Source organism: Bradyrhizobium sp. 195 (assembly GCF_023101665.1).
Lineage (GTDB): Bacteria > Pseudomonadota > Alphaproteobacteria > Rhizobiales > Xanthobacteraceae > Bradyrhizobium.
In genome coordinates this window covers 2686984-2702501 of the sequence record NZ_CP082161.1, presented here as the reverse complement: position 1 = coordinate 2702501, position 15518 = coordinate 2686984, and the positions used below count along the sequence as shown (strand labels likewise).

Below are 15518 nucleotides of genomic sequence, written 5' to 3'. Positions count from 1 at the left end.
GACAAATGCTTTCTGAAGCGACATCCCGAACCGCTCGCATGGTGGCTCGCGGCTCAGTTCCTTGCGTCTCTCGCTCCCTTCGCCGTCGACTTGCCTCCGGATTTCACTCGTTGCACCGGACGGCGGATCAAGGCCTCTGAGGCTTGCTGCAGGTGCCGGAAGCACTCATCGTGCTGCAGGCCGGGATTCAATTTCCCGCCGAGGTGGCGCAGGCCCCACCGACCAAGAGCCAATACGATGACGCCGAGCTCGCGGCCCGGATCCGTCAAGGTATAGGCAGCTCTGGGAGGGTGATCGCTGTAGAACTCGCGGCTCACGAGGCCGTGTTCCTCAAGGATCTTTAAGCGATCGGAGAGCACATTTGGAGCCATGCGGGGCAGACGCTCTTGAAGATCCTGAAAGCGCATGGTGCCAGGAAGCAAGTCCCTGATGATGAGGAGCGTCCACCGCGCGCCGACGATGTCGAGCGTACGGGCTACCGGACAAGTTACGTCGAGGCTATTTCTTGCCATCCAAATGGGTCCTAAAGTCCTTATCTTGTCTAAATATAGTCAATATTCCTGGAATTGAAACTACGCCAATGTGCGCTTGCAACACCTCCCGCGCCCGTCGATCGATCTTCGTCCTGCTGGTGACGTGAAGTTCTCCGCCCGGCTCTCATGAAGCCTGCGGCCCGCCGCCTACTTGCGCTTCACTCCTCAGCTCGCGACGCAAGATCTTCCCGACATTGCTTTTAGGAAGTTCAGACCTGAACTCGATCAGCTTCGGAACCTTGTATGGCGTCAACTGGGTCCCGGCAAAACTGACGAGTTCCTCCGCGGTCAGCTGAGGGTCGGCACGAACAACAAAGACTTTCACCGCCTCGGTGGATTTCGCGTCCGGCACGCCGATTGCGGCGCACTCCAGCACCCCTGGGTGACTCGAGATGACCGCTTCCACTTCGTTCGGATAAACATTGAAGCCCGAAACGATGATCATGTCCTTCTTGCGGTCCACTATCTTTGTGAATCCGTCGGCCGACATGACGCCGATGTCACCCGTTCGGAAGAACCCGTCGGCGGTCATCACCCGGGCAGTCTCATCAGGCCTGTTCCAGTAGCCGGACATCACCTGTGGGCCTTTTCCGCAGATCTCGCCGGCTTCTCCGATCGGGAGTTCGATTCCTTCATCGTCGCGGATCGAGATATAGGTCGATGGAAGCGGCAAGCCGATCGTGCCGGAAAACTCCGTCATGGTCGGCAGCGTGGCCGTCAGCGTCGGTGAGGTCTCGGACAGACCGTAGCCCTCGGAAAGGACACTGCCCGTCACCGCAAGCCACTTGTCCGCCACGGCCTTTTGAGTTGCCATTCCTCCACCGATCGCCATCCGCAACTGCGAAAAATCCACGTTCTTGAAGTCGGGATGGCGCAGGAGCCCATTGAACAGCGTGTTGACGGCCGGAAAACTGTGAATCCTGTATTTGCGGAGCTCCTTGACGAAGCCATCGATATCCCGCGGGTTTACGATCAGAAGATTGGCACCGCCGATCCGCACCGAGACCAAGAAGCAAACGGTAAGCGCGAAGATATGATACAGCGGCAGCGCGCACACCGTCAGCAAAGGTTCGCCTGCGGGAACACTGCGGAAAGCAGGCTCGCTCCAGGCATGAATTTGAAGGACGTTGGCCACCAAATTGCGATGGAGCAAGGTCGCTCCTTTCGAGACGCCGGTGGTGCCTCCGGTGTATTGCAGGAAGGCAACGTCGTCTGGGCCGATATCAGGCCTCTTCAACTTCATCTTCCGGCCTGCCGACAGCGCATTCTTGAACGAGACGGCGCCCGGAAGCGCATAGGCAGGGACCATCTTCTTCACCTTGCGCACGACAAGGTTTACGAGAACCCCCTTTGGACCGAGCAACTCCCCCATCGAGCAGATGACGATGTGCTTGACGTTCGTCCTTGGCAGCACCTTTTCCAAGGTCGAAGCAAAGTTCTCGAGTATGAAGATCGCTTCCGCGCCCGAATCGATCAACTGATGCTCGAGCTCTCGAGGCGTGTAGAGAGGATTGACGTTCACAACCGTGCAGCCCGCGCGCAAAGCCGCCGCACCAGCAATCGGATTCTGGAGAACGTTCGGCATCATCACCGCAACCCGGCTTCCTTTTGCCAGGCCCTTGCTCTGCAGGTAGGCGCCGATTGCACCCGACATCTCGTCGAGCTCGCGGTAGGTGACTGCCTTGTCCATGCAGATGGCCGCTTTACGGTCTCCAAATTTCGCAAAGCTCGCTTCAAACATTTCGATCAATGACGGAAATTGATCGACGTTGATATCCGCCGGCACGCCGTCGGGATAATTCTCCAGCCAAAACCGTTCCACGTTTTACCCCCCTTGGTACGGACCGACTTTGTGGCCTCGATCTGTCCGCCGAATGCGCCACAGCCTCGGTTGTCCGAGCGACGATATTAGCGCGGGACTTCAAATTCCCAAGTTCCTTTTCGGTATTGACTTTCTATTAAAATTCAAGTGACATCTGTGTCGTTCGGGAAGCGAAGCCGGGTCCGCGAGAGATCTCGCTCGGCTGACCACGTTGATCGTAAAGGGCGTATCCGCCAGGGCGCCCTTTCGTTCTCAGCGAATTGTATCGACTTGGTGACTGACAGCGGCAGGAGAAGACCGATGACGATCGCAGACTTCATAAGCAGCGAGGTCAATGCAAACGAAGTCGTGCTGTTCATGAAGGGATCGCCGAGCTCGCCGGCCTGCGGATTTTCGGCGCAGGTCGTTCGGATCCTCGATCATCTGGACGTGACGTACAAGTCGCACGACATCTACCAATCCGAGGAATTGCGGCAAGGAATCAAGGCGTATTCGGATTGGCCGACGATTCCGCAACTCTACGTGCGCGGCGAATTCGTCGGCGGCTGTGACATCGTCACGGAAATGTTCCAGTCGGGCGAATTGCAACAATTGCTGTCGCAAGAGCAGCAAGTCGCGCACTCGTCCTGAGCTAGCCGCAACAACACTAAGGCCCGCCTGCTTGGCGGGCCCTCTCATTTGTCATGGTGCCAGCGGCGCCAGCAGCTGTGGGGGCTGACCGCCCATGCGCCCGATTGCAATACTCGTTACAAGGACGTAGCTCACCTCTGGTTCGCGATTGAACGACCGGCGACTCCATTGGCGCCCCCGGAACCACAAGCCTGCTCGACCGCTATGGTGCGACTTTGGATATCCGCCATCTCACCAGGTCGTCGGCGCCCGGGCCGGCCTTCGGCCGAACATCCCTCAAGCGGACCGTCGCACCCGTATCTTCATCAACAATCGCCAGCTTCACCCGGCTGCCCCCGCTCTTGTTGATGAATTCGAGTGGAGGGCCGGCGCTCCCGGTCACTGCCCATTTGTCGCCGACCTGAGCGAGCGCCTGAATCACGAGAGCCACGTCCCAGCCTCTTATGGACAGGAAATACTCATAACGATCGGGTCCGGTCTGATAGAGACGACGCTCGATCAATCCGTTTCGTTCGAGATGTTTTAGCCGATCAGACAGGGTGGCATGGGTAATGCCGCTCGACTTCTTCAGATCCTCGTACCTGCTTACCCCCAACGAGAGGTCACGTAGGATCAAAAAGGCCCAGCGGTCTCCGACGGCGTCCAGTACGCCGGCGATAGAACACGCCATTCCTTCAAAGCTTTTCAATCGCATCCGTCATTGGCCCATTCAAGCAATCACACAAACAGAGGTACCGCATCCGAAATCTCGGAGCGACGGCAAAAAGCTCTTGCCCAAAGTCACTATTATTATTAGAGTGACTACAAGTAAAGCATCAAACTAACCGCGGGAGGAATTATGCCGGCCGTTCCGCATGAAGTGACAATCGAGATCAATGGTTCGCGCAGGACGGTGACCGTCGAGGCGCGCAGATTGCTTGTCCATCTCATCCGGGAGGATCTCGGCCTCACCGGCACGCATGTTGGGTGCGACACTTCTCAATGCGGCGCCTGTACCGTCGAGATCGATGGACAAGCGGTGAAATCCTGCACTGTCCTCGCCGTGATGGCCGATGGCACGTCCATCACGACGATCGAGGGCGTGGCCGGCGGCGGCGGTCTCGACCGTGTTCAGGCGGCGTTTCAAGATCACCACGCGCTTCAATGCGGCTTCTGCACGCCAGGTATGGTCATGGGCGTGCGGAATTTGTTGAAAGAAAACGCCAATCCCAGCGAGCGCGAGATACGACACGGTCTTGCCGGAAACATCTGCCGGTGCACTGGCTATCATAACATCGTGCGCGCCGTCGAAAGCCTCGCATCGAAGGGGGACGTGGCATGACCATTTCGACCGGAAAACGACACGTCGGCCAGCCGCTCAGGCGACGCGAGGACCACAAACTACTCGCCGGCAGGGGCCGTTACGTCGACGACATCAAGCTGCCGGGCATGCTGCACATGGCGATACTCCGATCGCCACACGCCCACGCCACGATCAGCAGCATCGATCTGTCGCATGCGAAAGCGGCGCCCGGAGTTCGCCTGGTTCTTTCCGGCGAGGCGCTTGTCGATAGGATCGGTCCTATCGTGCCCAACTGGATTATTCCCGGCAGCAAGGTGCCGGTCCGCCCGGTGATCGCGACCGACCGCGTTCGCTTCGTCGGAGAATGCGTGGCGCTGGTGGTGGCGGAGACACTGGCACAGGCCTACGATGCAGTCGGGCTGATCGAGGTCGATTACGAGGTGCTGCCCGCGGTGACCGAAGAGGCGGCCGCCGTCCAGCGGGGCGCGCCGCAGCTTCACGAGAACGTACCGGGCAACGTCACAACCCTCTATCAGGTCAAGGGGGGCGATTACACCAAGGCAAATCGGGAAGCGGATCAGGTCATCAGTCTTCGCGTCATCAATAACCGCTTGATTCCGACTTGCATGGAGACGCGCGCGATCATCGCCGCGCCAGAGCCCGACGGCACGCTCACGGTTTATATCGGCAGCCAGGTTCCTCATATGCACCGGCGCTGGATCGCGGAGACAGTCGGCATTCCCGAACATCAATTGCGCGTGGTCGCGCCCGATATCGGGGGTGGCTTCGGTGCCAAGATGCATCTGTACCCGGAAGATCTGCTCTGCCCCTATCTCGCTCGCGAATTGAACGCACCGGTGAAGTGGTGGGAGACCCGCTCGGAGAGCCATCAATCAACCAGCCACGGCCGCGCCCATACCGAGGATATCGAGGTCGCTTTCACGAACGATGGAAGGATACTCGGCCTCAAAGTCAGTACGCTTGGGAATGTCGGAGCCTATCTGTCAAACATGGCGACCGGCGGCCCTACCGTGAACACGGTCAACTTCGGAACCGGGACCTACAAGATCGACAATTACGAAGCATTTTCCCGGGTCGTCGTCACCAATACGGTGCCAGTAGACGCCTACCGCGGCTATGGCCGGCCCGAAGGAGCTTACATCGCGGAACGCGCCATCGATGCCGTGGCGCGTCATCTCAATCTCGATCAGGTGGATGTCCGACGAAAGAACCTGCTTCATTCGTCGGATTTCCCTTACCGGCCGTATGGCAGCACCGGCGTGATGTACGACAGCGGCGATTATCACGCATTGATGGACAAAGCGCTCGAGGCATTCGATTATGAAAGACGCCGTGAAGAATGCGAGCGCTTGCGCGGGACCGGCATCTACCGCGGCATTGGAGTCGCTGCCTACACGCATATGTGCGGCATGGCTCCATCACGCCGTTTGGCTCCCGGCGGGTTCAACCGCGGAGGCTGGGAAAGCGCTCGCGTCAGCATTGATTCCAGTGGCCGGGCCACTATTTACTCCGGCTCAATGAGCCAGGGGCAAGGCCATGCCACGTCGCTCTCGCAAATCGCTGCGGACGTTTTGCAAATTCCGATAGACGATATCGAGATCGTTCAGGGCGACACGCGCCAGGTGCAAGCCGGACACGGCACGTTCAACTCACGCTCCATGGCGGTCGGCGGATCGAGCGTTCATGTGTCTGCTCACCAGGTCATCGCCAAGGCCAAGAAGATCGCCGCGGGCATGTTGGAGGTGGACGAGAAGGACGTTTCCTATTCGGCGGGCGCATTCACCGTACCCGGCACCGATATCGCCCCGCTGACCTTCTCCAAGGTGGCGCGCATGGCATATGTCGGCCATCAGTTGCCCGACGGGGTGGCCCCCGGCCTCGACGAGACGGTTTTTTATGATCCTACCGGCATGGGCGCCCCGTCAGGGGTCCACCTCGCTTATGTCGAGGTCGATCCCCAGACCGGAGCGGTCGACATTCTCGACTATGTCGCGGTGGACGATGTCGGGACGTTGATCAACCCGCTTCTGGCGGCGGGCCAAATCCATGGCGGCGTCGTGCAGGGCATCGCTCAAGCCCTTTATGAAGAAGTCAGCTACGACCCCGAGAACGGCCAGCTCCTGACCGGTTCGCTGCTCGACTATGCCGTTCCGCGCGCGGAGCACGTACCGAACATCCGATCCTTGTTTCAGGAAACGCCGTCGCCGACCAATCCGATCGGCGTGAAGGGCATCGGTGAGAGCGGCTCGATCGCTGCTCCGCCCTGCATGGTCCACGCCGTGCTCGATGCGTTGTCGCCATTCGGCATCAAACATCTCGATATGCCGCTCACACCCCCACGAATCTGGGCCGCAGTACGCAACGCACGCGCAGGAGCCGCCTGATGATCCCCGCTGCATTCGATTATGTCCGCGCGTCCTCCCTCGCCCAGGCGATCGAGCTGTTGCGCGACAATCCCGACGGAGCGAAGCTCCTGGCCGGCGGCCATACCCTGCTTCCAGCGCTGAAGTTGCGGCTGGCTTCGCCCGAACTTTTGATCGACATCGGAGGCATCTCCGAAATCAAGGGGATCGAAGTCGGCGAAACCCACGTCAAGATCGGCGCGCTTACGACCCACGCTGAGCTGTTAGCTTCCGAGCCGTTGAATCAAATATTCCCGGTCTTCCGGGAGGCAGCCAACGTTCTCGCGGATCCCCAGGTACGTAACCGCGGCACGATCGGCGGTTCGTTGGCGAATGCCGACCCGGCGGCAGACTGGCCAGCCGTCGTCTTGGCGCTGCGGGCGGAAATCGAAATCGCTGGTGCAGCCGGACGTCGCACCGTACCGGCGGAAGACTTTTTCGTCGATATCTTCACGACGGCCCTGGAGCCAGACGAAGTTCTTGCCGCTATCCGCATCCCGAGGCCAAAACCGGGCACGCGCTACACCTATCGAAAGATCCGGCATCCGGCGAGCGGGTTTGCCGTCGTAGGGGTCGCGGCAGGGGTGCAAATGCAGGGCGATATCGTCGCCGACGTTTCCATCGGCATCACCGGTGCAGCGAACCACGCCTTCGTGGGCAGGGCAGCGTCCGACTTCCTGATCGGCAAGGCTCTCTCTCAGGACAACATCGGCGAAGCCGCCAAGATGGTCGGTGATATCACCGAATGCCTCTCGGACCGATATGCACCGGCCGAATATCGCGCGGACTTGATCCGGATCGAGCTCGGCCGAGCTCTACTTGCGCTTTCCTCTTGAGACGGCACCGACCGGCTTGCCGACATTGCGGCCGCCTGAAGCGCCGCCAAATCGCGTTCGATTGAAGCGCACGGCACCCGCGCCGGGGACGATCTCGACGTCCTCGAGCCGCAAAGGCTTGCCGTCCGCTCTTTTCAGCTCCGGATATTCAATCGGACGTCCCGCCGCGCGATCGAGAAACACGACCTGCGGTCCCTCTGACTCCGCGAGCCAGTCGTCACCCCATTTCTTCAACGCAAGGTAGGCCGGAAAAAAGTCGCGGCCCTTGTCGGTGAGGACATACTCGTATCGGCCAGAATGCTCGGGCAGAGGTACCCGCCTCATAACACCGGCAGTTACGAGCTTCTTCAACCTGGCGCTCAGGATGTTGGGGGCGATTCCGACGTACATCTCGAACTCGTCGAAGCGCTTCACGCCGTAATACGCCTCCCGCAGAATCAGGATGGACCAACGATCACCGACGATTTCCATGGCTCGCGCAACGGAGCATTCCTTGTTGGCGAGACGGCCCTGCTTCGCACTGGACATAGGTTTTCACCTCCAAACCCAGCCCATACCAAATCGAGCGGGATTCGTGTATGTCCAGTACGAGCCTTTTTCGCGTGTGTTCCTCAGGCGGCCTGTCCGGGCTCGGTTTTCGTCTTGGCGGCCGCGTCGGTCTCCAAAGCGCGCCTATGGGAGACCAGAACGCCTGCCTCGCTCAAGCGCTTCAACTCTTCTTCGCTGATGCCGAGTTCGCCGAAAACCGCAAAATTGTGTTCTCCCTGGAAGGCCGGCGCTCCAATCGGCGACAATTGGTCTCCGGAAAAGTGCCACGGTCGTCCCGGCAACCGGTATTCCCCGCCGCTTCGATCTGGAACCCGTTGGACCGCGCCCCAATAGTCGCTCCACTCGGAAGATGCGAGCTCCTTGAGGGAGCGGATCTCTCCCATCGCGATTTTGGCTTCGTCGAACTGCGCATCGAGCGTCGCCATGTCGGGGAATGTCAGTATCCAGGACTGGATGATCTGGTGCAGCAGACCGAAGTTCAACCGGCGCGCGGCCGCGGTGGCGAACCGTGGATCCTCGATCAGATCGACGCGGCGCATCGCTCTCAGCCAAGACGGAAACGTCAGGCTGCCGATGATGCTCGTTGCGACGGTGAACTCTTCGCCTTGCGGCCCGATGAAGAACGAGCAGTCGGTCGCCCCCAGCACTGCCGGCTCCGCTCCGATGTCGTCGTCGGACAGATCGACGTGGGCTCGCTCGTTGACCGCCAGCAGCGTCGCCGCCATAGCTATGTCCACGTACTGGCCCTGCCCGGTCTTCTGGCGGCTGTTGAGAGCCGCGAGGATCGCGATCACTCCCTGCAACCCGGTGTAGACGTCCGCATGCGAGAGACTGTCGGTGCGCGGCTCGGTCAACGCCTCGCCGTAGTGACGAATACTGTTATGAGTGAAGCCGGCCTCGGCCTGCACGGTCGGCGCATACGCCATCCGGCTGCGCCAGGGGCCGCCCTGCCCATATCCGGTGATGGACGCGTAGATCAATTTCGGGTTTCGCTTGGACAGCGTATCGTAGTCGAGCCCGAAGAAATTCAGCGTGCCAGCGCGGAAATTCTCGACCACGACGTCCGCCGTGTCACAGAGCTTCAGCACCAACTCATAGGCCCCCGGCACGTTGAGATTGATGCTGACGTTGCGTTTGCCGGCATTCTGCTGCGCGTAATAGCCTGACATGCCGTCGGTCGACGGAAACGCGAACCGACTGACATCAGGGCTCGGCGGTTCGATCTTGATGACCTCGGCGCCGAGATCCTGCAGCGTCCTCGCGCACAAGGGGCCCGCCAGGACGCGGGAGAAATCCACGACTCGAATTCCACTGAGAGGGCCGCTCATGTCAGCGCCCCGCGAATTTTGCGAGACCAGGACCATTCTTGCGATAGGACACAAGGCCGGTCTTCAGGTCCTCCGACGCCCAAATTGGCGCCTGTACTCTCGCCATTGCTTCGTCGGCGGCCGCGACGCCCTCGTTGACTGCGATATAAGCGAGCTCCTTGGTGGCGGCATGCGCGACCGTGGGGCCCTGCGCAAACTCCTCCGCGATAGCCATCGTCGCAGCCTCCAAGGACTCCTCCGGCACAGTTAGATTGATAAGACCCCACTTCTCCAGCGTCGGTGCGTCGTAACGGCGCGCCAACATCGACATTTCCTTGGCACGCTGCGCGCCGATCCGCTGCACCTGACGCTGGATCCCGCCCAGCAACGGATGCAGCCCCAGCGTCGCCTCGACCGAGCCGATCTTTGCCGAACTAGCCGCGATGATGTAGTCGCAGGACAAAGCGAGTTCGAGCCCGCCACCCAGGCAGACACCGTGGATGCTCGCAATCAACGGAACCGGCAACAGCTCCATAAAGCGCAGGAAGTCGACGTTCGTTCGCCGCAAATTCGCGCCGCTCCGTTCGGCGTCGTCGGCCGCTACCTGCGTCTCGAAAATATCCAGATCCGCTCCGGCTGAGAAATGGCGCAACCCGCTGCGGATGACGATCGCACGGCTCCCGGCCTTCTGAGCCGCCTCAACCTGCTGAACGATCGCACTGAGGAATTTGGGGCCGAGCAAATTGTACGGCCGGTAGACCATGGTCAATACAGAGATATTTCCGCGCTCGTCGCGCGTCACCAATGCCTCTTCAGACAAAGCCGCCTCCCTGGTCGACGCCGCTCCGTAACGGCTCATTATTTTCCTATGAGACGATTGTCACATCATGACTTGCATTTTGCAAGCCTCAATTTTCAGGCGCATCCTGGCGTGCGACCCTATTTCTCAAGACGCCGATCTTCTCGACCTCGAGCTCGATCGTATCCGAATGCTCGAGGTACCATCCAAGCTCGAGACCACAGCCATTGCCGACAGTACCCGAGCCGATGAACTCACCCGGCATCAACGTCTCATCCCGTGTCACATGCGCGATGATTTCTTCGAACGAGAATAGCATGCCCTCGCTTGTGCCTCGCGAACGGGTCTCACCGTTGACGCGCGCTTCCATGGTGAGCTTGTAGGGATCGCCTATTTCATCTGGCGTCACGATCCAGGGCCCGAGCACGTTGCCGCCGTCAAAGCTCTTGCCTTTGGCTGGCCCCAGCCTGCCCTCCATCTCCACCCGCTGGGCATCGCGCGCGGAAAAATCATTGAAGATCGTGAACCCGAATATGTGATCGCGCGCGTTCGCTGCAGGGATGTTCGCGCCCCTGTTCTTGGTGATGATGCCGAACTCCAGCTCGTAGTCCATCACTTGGCTATAGCGCGGCCATCTCACAGTGGTGTTGGGGCCTCCGACGCTGAAGCGGTTCGTGATGTAGTAGATCGGCTGCTTGCGATAGACTTCCGGCAATTCAGGCAGAGGGGCGGCCTGAAGGCGGGCGAGTTCAACCGCGTCACCGGCCTTTCGCGCCTGGGCCCTGAGGTGTCCAATCGGAGCTTGAACGATGTGAACGGGAAAAGACATGCCGTCTCGCATTTGGCGCGGCTCCGGCAGCGGGGCCAAAAGTTCGGATGCGGCAACATCGAATGACAGATCCTGGTCCTGCCCGTATCGGCGGAACAGGTCCGACGCCGCATCGAGCGACGCGTCACAGTCGTCGATGAGCTCGAGCATCGAATTGAAGGCAGGATTTGCCTTGCCGGCACGTTCGGATGCGGCAGCAAGATCGAACAGCCGTGTATCGCCGCCATAAACCAAGGCGACCCTATTTCGCCCGTTCGACCGATAGGTAGCTAGTTTCAAGAGCCCCTCCCATGATCTGATATTCTCGTTGCTTAAGGCTGAGCATATCGCATGGCTATTGTTTTGCAAGCCATCTGGCCAGACGTGCAGTGGACGTGTGGCATGATCGTCACCCGGCGATCATTGACCCGAGCGCCGCGATCGATGGAGCAACATGAGCGCCAAGCCGGCGGAGCCATCGGCTCGGCGGATGCCTGCCGCAGGCCGCGAGAAGATGGGTCGTTGCGAAGCCTGCATTGCCGGCGTATAGGATTGGTATGATATGCCCCTAAATAAAGCTCGCGGCCGGTTCCGGGCCCGCATATCCCACGCGAGGAATAAACATGCAGTCCCCCATCTTGATCACCGGCGCCACTGGCACCATCGGCCATGTTGCATGCAAGCTGCTGGTCGAACGGGGCTCGAAGGTACGAGCTCTCGTCCGCAGCGAGGACGCTCGATCGGCCAAGCTGGCCAACTTAGGGGTTGAGATCGTCGTTGGCGATCTTCTCGACCTGCACGCGATGCATCGAGCGATCGAAGGTTGCGAGCGGGTCTACTTCGGTATGGCCGTTTCACCTTCATATCTGGAGGCGACCGTCAACGCCGCGGCCGTCGCGAAACACCACAAGGTAAGCGCGTTCGTGAACATCTCCCAGATGACCGTATCGCAGATGAGCATCAATTCGACGACCGACAGTCCGCAGCAAAAGCTGCACTGGCTCGCGGAACAGGCATTGAATTGGTCCGGACTACCCGTCGTACATGTCCGCCCCACGGCATTCCTGGACACCTTTTTCCTTCGACTTTCCGCGAGTTCCATCCGTGACCATCGACAAATTCGTCTACCCTTCGGAAACGGGAAGACGTCGCCGATAGCGAGTGAAGATGTCGCGCGCGTGATAGCAACCATCCTCCAAGACCCGGGCCCGCATATCGGCAAGATTTACGAACTGACGGGACCCCGGTCACAGGACATGAACGGAATTGCCGAGGAGTTCTCCAAGGCCCTGGGAGGTCCGATCACTTATGTCAACGTTCCCTGGGAGCCTTGGCGCAAGCAGTTGGAGGATAGCGGAAGATTGCCTCCCCATGCGCTTTCCCATCTCGCGACAATGGCTCTTCTCAAACAGCAGAATCGATACGACAGGTTGACCTCGGATGTCGAGAAGATCACCGGCAAGCCACCGCTTAGCGTTTACGATTTCGTTCTGCGCCACGCGGGCTTTTATACGACGGGCGGTTAGGCGGCACCGCGTCAACGCCTTCGCGGTACGTCATCGCCGGTGCACAGCAGTGCAAACGGGCACTCCGGGTCAGTTACGCCTTGCGAAACCGACCCTCGAGAATCTGATCGTCCCGTCAAATCCGATGTTTGTATATTTTACCTAGCGACTTATAATTTGATAGTCGCGACACGACCAAGCCCGGATACGGGCAACGGTCGGCAGCGATGGGTGTGTCACCACTGCCTCAAAGCTTGGAGTCCAAACATGAAGGCTTACCTCTGCAAGTTCATTCCGCCGCGGGCCGATTTTATAGCGACGATGACGGCCGACGAAGCAAAGTGGATGAAGCAGCATGGCGCGTTCTTGGACGATCTGCTCGCCAAAGGAATAGTCGTCGCGCACGGCCCCGTCATGGATCCGAGTGGCGGTTATGGCGTCTCACTCTACCAGATCGCCGACGATGAGAGCATCGAAGCGATTACCTCACAGGATCCCATCGTGAAGAACGGCGCGGGGCACTATGAGCACTTTCCGATGCGACATTTGTCGGCTCGAGGCTGAACGCCACGTCCATCACCTCCAGGATCAGGTACCGCGCAAATCTGGCGTTTGTCTCTCGGACTTGCGCAGGATGCGCGCTCCAGTACAGCGCCAACATCGGCCGAAGAAGCAGCGCGCTTCTCTTCCGGTGATCGGCGTGACTGAAGAGTGTACGACAGACTCATAAGAGAACTGGACGCTCAAAATATTGAGCGTCCAGTCCGTTCAGACCCCTACTTCCCGAGACGCGTCAGGCGATTGCGCGTGCCGGGACGGAACCCGTGCTCACACCGTCGAGGAAGCCCGTCAGCCGCTGCCGGATGATGCGTTCGGCACCGTCCATGATGCGATCGATCAATTCCTTGACGGTCGGAATATCGTTGATAAGCCCGACCACCATGCCGCAGCTCCAGGCCCCGGCATCCATGTTGCCCTCCAACATCACCTTTGGATAGACGCCGGCAACTTGGTCGAGAATATCCTCGATCTTCAGGCTGGCGCCCTTCTCGCGCTCGATCTCGATTAGCTCGCTGACGCCCTTGTTCTTCAACACGCGCTCGGTGTTGCGCAGCGCGCGCATGACGAGAACGGTGTCGAGCTCGGTCGCCTTGACCAATGCTTCCTTCACATTGTCGTGGACCGGCGCCTCCTTGGTGGCGACGAAGCGAGTTCCCATGTTCATGCCCGCCGCACCCATGGAGAGAGCCGCGACGAGGCTGCGCGCATCCGCCATGCCGCCCGACGCGACGAACGGGATCTTGAGCTCATCGGCCGCACGCGGCAGCAGGATCATGTTCGGCATGTCGTCCTCACCCGGATGGCCGCCGCACTCAAAGCCATCGACACTGACCGCGTCGCAGCCGATCTTCTCGGCCTTCAGCGAATGCCGCACCGAGGTGCACTTATGGATCACCTTGATGCCGGCGGCCTTCAGCGCCGGCATGTACTCCTCCGGGCTGCGGCCGGCGGTCTCGACCGCCTTGATGCCGCCTTCCTTGATCGCGGCGATATACTCAGGATAAGGGGGCGCGGTGAAGCTCGGCAAGAAGGTGAGATTGACGCCGAACGGCTTGTCCGTCATGTCGCGACAGCGCGCGATCTCCTTGGCCAGAAGCTCGGGCGTCTTCTGGGTGAGGCCGGTAATGAGGCCGAGGCCGCCGGCGTTCGACACCGCTGCTGCGAGTTCGGCGAACCCGACATAGTGCATCCCGCCCTGAATAATCGGATGTTCGATACCGAACAGTTCAGTGATCGCTGTCTTCACGATGATCTCCCGCAGTTCCGTTCAATGGATGATTTCGAAAAGGCCCGCCGCGCCCATGCCGCCACCGATGCACATGGTCACGACGCCGTACTTTGCCTTTCGTCGCCGCCCCTCGATCAGAAGGTGGCCGGTGAGGCGCGCGCCGGTCATGCCATAGGGATGGCCGATCGCGATCGAGCCCCCATTGACGTTGAGCTTGTTCGGGTCGATGCCGAGCTTGTCGCGGCAATAGATCACCTGAACGGCATATGCCTCGTTGAGCTCCCAGAGATCGATGTCGTCGATCTTCAGGTTGTGACGCTTCAGCAGGCGGGGGATCGCGATGACCGGGCCAATACCCATCTCGTCCGGCTCGACGCCCGCTGCAACGAAGCCGCGGAAGATGCCGAGCGGCTTGAGTCCCTTCTTGGCTGCGGCCTTATCGCTCATGATCACGCATGCCGAAGCACCGTCGGAAAGCTGGCTCGCATTGCCGGCGCTGATGGTCTTGCCCTCGAACACCGGCTTGATCTTGGCGAGGCCTTCTGCCGTCGTGTCGGGACGCGGGCCTTCGTCTTTGGCGAGGGTCACCTGTTCATAGGAGACCTGCTTGGTCTCCTTGTTGACGAGCGCCATTTTCGTCGTGATTGGAACGATCTCCTCGTCGAACCGGCCGCTCTGCAAAGCAGCTCCGACGCGGCGCTGGCTCTCGAGGCTGTATTCATCCTGCTTGTCGCGGCCGATCTTGTAGCGCTCGGCGACCGTTTCTGCCGTCTCGAGCATCGACATGTACATGTCCGGCTTCATTGCCATCAATTCATCGTCGACCATATGAAACTTGTTCATGTGCTCGTTTTGCACCAGGCTGATCGACTCGATGCCGCCGCCGATCGCGACGTCCACGCCATCCAGCATCACGGAACGTGCCGCCACGGCGATCGCCTGCAGGCCAGAGGCGCATTGCCGATCGATCGTCGTCCCGGCGACGGTCACCGGCATGCCCGCACGGATCGCCCCCTTGCGGGCCACGTTCATCACCATGGTGCCTTGCTGCATGGCGCAGCCCATCACCACGTCTTCGACTTCACCCGGGGCGATGCCGGCGCGCTTCACCGCCTCGGCCATGACGTGACCGGCCAAGGTCGGGCCCTCCGTATTGTTGAGGGATCCACGGTAGGCTTTGCCGACCGCGGTACGAGCGGTGGAAACGATTACTGCTTCTGTCGTCATACTCGCCT

The 15518-nt window shown here is 60.0% G+C and carries 15 protein-coding genes; 6 read left to right on the top strand and 9 right to left on the bottom strand.

Features of this window, described 5'->3' with window-relative positions; genetic code table 11:
- Positions 1-53: 53 nt before the first annotated feature.
- Together IVB26_RS12565 and IVB26_RS12560 are read right to left on the bottom strand one after the other, a co-directional pair.
- Complete coding sequence (locus tag IVB26_RS12565) at positions 54-512, bottom strand: winged helix-turn-helix transcriptional regulator (protein WP_247971941.1); 459 nt, start codon at positions 510-512, stop codon at positions 54-56.
- Between the two features lie 145 nt (positions 513-657).
- On the bottom strand, positions 658-2355 hold the full coding sequence (locus IVB26_RS12560; RefSeq protein WP_247971940.1) for a long-chain-fatty-acid--CoA ligase: 1698 nt from the start codon (positions 2353-2355) through the stop codon (positions 658-660).
- A 300-nt stretch (positions 2356-2655) separates the two neighbouring features.
- On the opposite strand from IVB26_RS12560, the gene grxD reads away from it, so the two are divergent.
- Positions 2656-2985, top strand: a complete 330-nt coding sequence (gene grxD, locus IVB26_RS12555) for a Grx4 family monothiol glutaredoxin (protein ID WP_247971939.1) — start codon at positions 2656-2658, stop codon at positions 2983-2985.
- Between the two features lie 202 nt (positions 2986-3187).
- On the opposite strand, the gene IVB26_RS12550 is transcribed toward grxD, so the two are convergent.
- Entirely contained in the window at positions 3188-3679 is a 492-nt protein-coding gene (locus IVB26_RS12550) for a winged helix-turn-helix transcriptional regulator (protein WP_247971938.1), read from the bottom strand.
- A gap of 144 nt (positions 3680-3823) precedes the next feature.
- Here IVB26_RS12550 and IVB26_RS12545 point away from each other — a divergent pair, with 144 nt between their 5' ends.
- Genes IVB26_RS12545 through IVB26_RS12535 form a run of 3 tightly spaced genes read left to right on the top strand, consistent with a single transcriptional unit; the run spans position 3824 to position 7526 of the window.
- A complete protein-coding gene (locus tag IVB26_RS12545) occupies positions 3824-4306 on the top strand; it encodes a (2Fe-2S)-binding protein (RefSeq protein WP_247971937.1) in 483 nt (160 codons plus the stop codon).
- Entirely contained in the window at positions 4303-6672 is a 2370-nt protein-coding gene (locus tag IVB26_RS12540) for a xanthine dehydrogenase family protein molybdopterin-binding subunit (protein WP_247971936.1), read from the top strand. The genes IVB26_RS12545 and IVB26_RS12540 overlap by 4 nt, the downstream gene beginning before the upstream one ends.
- Positions 6672-7526 carry an FAD binding domain-containing protein gene (locus IVB26_RS12535; protein ID WP_247971935.1) on the top strand — a complete coding sequence of 285 codons (855 nt, stop codon included), beginning with the start codon at positions 6672-6674 and terminating at the stop codon, positions 7524-7526. The genes IVB26_RS12540 and IVB26_RS12535 overlap by 1 nt, the downstream gene beginning before the upstream one ends.
- Here IVB26_RS12535 and IVB26_RS12530 read toward each other — a convergent pair.
- From IVB26_RS12530 to IVB26_RS12515, 4 genes are all read right to left on the bottom strand, one after another.
- Positions 7506-8054, bottom strand: coding sequence for a winged helix-turn-helix transcriptional regulator (locus tag IVB26_RS12530; protein ID WP_247971934.1), 549 nt, complete (start codon positions 8052-8054; stop codon positions 7506-7508). The two genes, IVB26_RS12535 and IVB26_RS12530, sit on opposite strands and share 21 nt — an antisense overlap.
- Before the next feature lie 83 nt (positions 8055-8137).
- On the bottom strand, positions 8138-9373 hold the full coding sequence (locus IVB26_RS12525; RefSeq protein WP_247971933.1) for a CaiB/BaiF CoA transferase family protein: 1236 nt from the start codon (positions 9371-9373) through the stop codon (positions 8138-8140).
- Positions 9374-9404: 31 nt separating this feature from the next.
- Positions 9405-10184: an enoyl-CoA hydratase/isomerase family protein gene (locus IVB26_RS12520; RefSeq protein ID WP_247971932.1), complete on the bottom strand. Its 780-nt coding sequence runs from the start codon at positions 10182-10184 to the stop codon at positions 9405-9407.
- Between the two features lie 106 nt (positions 10185-10290).
- Complete coding sequence (locus tag IVB26_RS12515) at positions 10291-11289, bottom strand: fumarylacetoacetate hydrolase family protein (RefSeq protein WP_247973144.1); 999 nt, start codon at positions 11287-11289, stop codon at positions 10291-10293.
- Between the two features lie 323 nt (positions 11290-11612).
- Here IVB26_RS12515 and IVB26_RS12510 point away from each other — a divergent pair, with 323 nt between their 5' ends.
- Positions 11613-12515, top strand: a complete 903-nt coding sequence (locus tag IVB26_RS12510; RefSeq protein WP_247971931.1) for an SDR family NAD(P)-dependent oxidoreductase — start codon at positions 11613-11615, stop codon at positions 12513-12515.
- A gap of 246 nt (positions 12516-12761) precedes the next feature.
- Complete coding sequence (locus IVB26_RS12505; protein WP_247971930.1) at positions 12762-13058, top strand: YciI family protein; 297 nt, start codon at positions 12762-12764, stop codon at positions 13056-13058.
- Positions 13059-13287: 229 nt separating this feature from the next.
- Here the strand turns inward: IVB26_RS12505 and IVB26_RS12500 are convergent, their stop codons facing one another.
- Positions 13288-14301 carry an NAD(P)H-dependent flavin oxidoreductase gene (locus tag IVB26_RS12500; protein ID WP_247971929.1) on the bottom strand — a complete coding sequence of 338 codons (1014 nt, stop codon included), beginning with the start codon at positions 14299-14301 and terminating at the stop codon, positions 13288-13290.
- A 21-nt stretch (positions 14302-14322) separates the two neighbouring features.
- Positions 14323-15510 carry an acetyl-CoA C-acyltransferase gene (locus tag IVB26_RS12495; protein ID WP_246918160.1) on the bottom strand — a complete coding sequence of 396 codons (1188 nt, stop codon included), beginning with the start codon at positions 15508-15510 and terminating at the stop codon, positions 14323-14325.
- Between the last annotated feature and the right edge of the window lie 8 nt (positions 15511-15518).